Here is a 2208-nt window from a genome sequence, read left to right as displayed (position 1 = left end):
AGGGAGAGAAGGATGGCCGCGCACTTCCCCGCAGCCGCTTCCGTGCCAACAGCAGCCTGGCCGTGCGCCGCGCGGCGTTGACGGGGTTTGGAATCATCATGCAGGCGGAGATGACGCTGGCCGAGGATATCGCCGAGGGACGGCTGGTGCGGCTGCTGGAGGATTACATCCCCACCGCGCGGCCCATGCACCTGGTCTACTCGCGCGACCGGCGCACGACGCCGAAGCTGACGTCGTTTGTGGACTTCATGATAGAGCGCTTCGGCCCCGACGCCCCCTGGCCGCCACGCGGCGCATCGGGGGTCTGACGCCGACATTGACAAGGCGCAGCCTTGTTGATGTTGGGGTCTGACCCCATACCGCTAACACTTAGGGGTCAGACCCGAACATCGAACATGCTGCGCATGTCCGACATCCGCGTCAGACCCTAGCACGCTTTGCCTCCGCGCCAATACGTTACTTCTGCGCCAGCTTGGCGAGGCCGCCTTCGGGCTGCCAGCCGGCGCCGAGGGCGCGGGCGACGGACACCGCTGCCAGCAGGCGCTGCGTATCAATCTGCACCGCCGCGCGATCCGCAGCCAGCGCGCTGCGCTGTGCGTCGGTCACGTCGAGGTAGGTCGAGATGCCGCGCTCATAGCGGGTACGCGCCACCAGGTAGGCGCGGGCTGCCGCCTCGCGGCCAACCGCCTGCACCTTACCCTGCTGCTGCCGCTGCTGCACGTCCGACAGTGCATCTTCCACTTCGCGCAATGCCGTCAGCAGCTTGCCTTCGTGATTCGCCACCGCCTCCTCATAGCGCGCCTTCGACAGCGCCAGATTCGACTTGTTGCGGCCACCATCAAAGATCGGCAGCGACAAGGCCAGTGGCCCGATGCTGAAATTGCGCGAGCCGCCCTTGGCGATATCGCTCAGGTTCTCCGACGCGAAACCGAAGTTGCCGGTCAGGCTGAAGGAAGGATAGAACGCGCCTTCCGCCACGCCCACATTCGCATTGGCCGCCTTGATCGTGGCCACGCTGCCCGCCAGGTCAGGACGATGCGACAGCAGGTTCGCCGGCAGACCAGCCGGGATCACAGGCGGCGCCGGCAGCTGGCCAGTCACCGCAGGCAGCACAGTGGTGGATGGCGATGCACCCAGCAGCACAGCCAGCCCATGCTCCAGCGTATTGCGCTGACGCTGGACTTCTTCCAGATCCGCTTCCGCATTGGCGCGCTCGATGCGGGCACGCGAAGTATCCAGTTCGTTGGACAAGCCGGCGTTGAAGCGCGCGTTCACCAGCTCCTCAGTCTCGCGGCGCGTATCCAATGCACCGCGCAGGATGCCGATTTCCGCATCCAGGCCGCGCAGCTGCCAGTAAGTCTGCGCCACTTGCGAGGACAGCAGAAGCAGCACGCCATCGCGGTCCGCCTGCGCTGCCAGCGCCTGCGCGTCGGCCGCTTCCACGGCGCGGCGCACGCGGCCCAGCAAGTCGATCTCGTAGGAGAAGGTGGTGCCGAGCGAATAGTTGTTACCGCTGATGGAACGGTGTCCCAGCGCCAGGCCCTGCGAGGTGTTCGCGGAAGTACGCGAATTGGACACGCCCGCATTCACGCCCAGTTGCGGGCCTTCCTGCGCGCGCACCACGCCCAGCTGGGCTTCAGCCTGCAGCAGACGCTGCGCAGCCGCTTTCACGGAAGGGCTGTCGCGCAAGGCCTGCTGTTCAAGCCGGTTCAGCGTGTCGTCGCCGAACACGGACCACCATTGCTGCGGCAACTGCGCGCTTTCCGCCGACGCACCAGCCGGTGCGTGACGGAAGCCACTGTCGCTCACATTGGCCGGCGCATTGAAGTCCGGACCAATCGTGCTGCAGCCTGCCAGCGCCAGCCCAACGGCCGCCGCCAGTGCAATCTGTTTGAAGTTCATATCGTTTACCTCGTTTATTCTTAGTGAGCGCCAGCGCCGCCACCCGAAGGCGACTTCACTTTGTCGGACAGCCACAGGATCAGGATGCAGGACAGCAGGATGCCGCCGACGATAAAGAAGCCGTCGTTATAGGCCATCACAAACGATTCCCTGCGCACGATGCTGTCGACTGCCTTCAGCGCCTTGTCCGAAGCGGTCAGTGGATCGAAGCCTTTGCCGATGAAGGACTGCGTCAGCGCGTCCAGGCGCTGCTGGGTCGCCAGCGAGAAGCCAGTCACTGCCTCGCCCAGACGGGCCGAGTGGAAG

General features: G+C 65.3%; 2 protein-coding genes and 1 pseudogene. 1 reads left to right on the top strand and 2 read right to left on the bottom strand.

Annotated elements, in window-relative coordinates:
* The coding region (locus tag AB4Z11_RS30000; protein WP_442029578.1) for a LysR substrate-binding domain-containing protein at positions 1-308 on the top strand (308 nt) is incomplete at its 5' end.
* Between the two features lie 148 nt (positions 309-456).
* Here the strand turns inward: AB4Z11_RS30000 and AB4Z11_RS29995 are convergent.
* Both AB4Z11_RS29995 and AB4Z11_RS29990 read right to left on the bottom strand, forming a co-directional pair.
* Positions 457-1902, bottom strand: a complete 1446-nt coding sequence (locus AB4Z11_RS29995; RefSeq protein ID WP_442029576.1) for an efflux transporter outer membrane subunit — start codon at positions 1900-1902, stop codon at positions 457-459.
* Between the two features lie 20 nt (positions 1903-1922).
* A pseudogene (locus tag AB4Z11_RS29990) lies at positions 1923-2208 on the bottom strand (EmrB/QacA family drug resistance transporter); the annotation flags it as partial.

It is taken from the genome of Pseudoduganella sp. RAF53_2, assembly GCF_052113985.1.
Taxonomy (GTDB): Bacteria; Pseudomonadota; Gammaproteobacteria; order Burkholderiales; family Burkholderiaceae_D; genus Rugamonas.
This window is presented reverse-complemented; position numbering and strand designations above follow the sequence as displayed.

Bases quoted from the DNA above. Each gene is read 5' to 3' on its own strand.
- AB4Z11_RS29995 (WP_442029576.1), bottom strand. From the start codon at position 1,902: ATGAACTTCAAACAGATTGCACTGGCGGCGGCCGTTGGGCTGGCGCTG.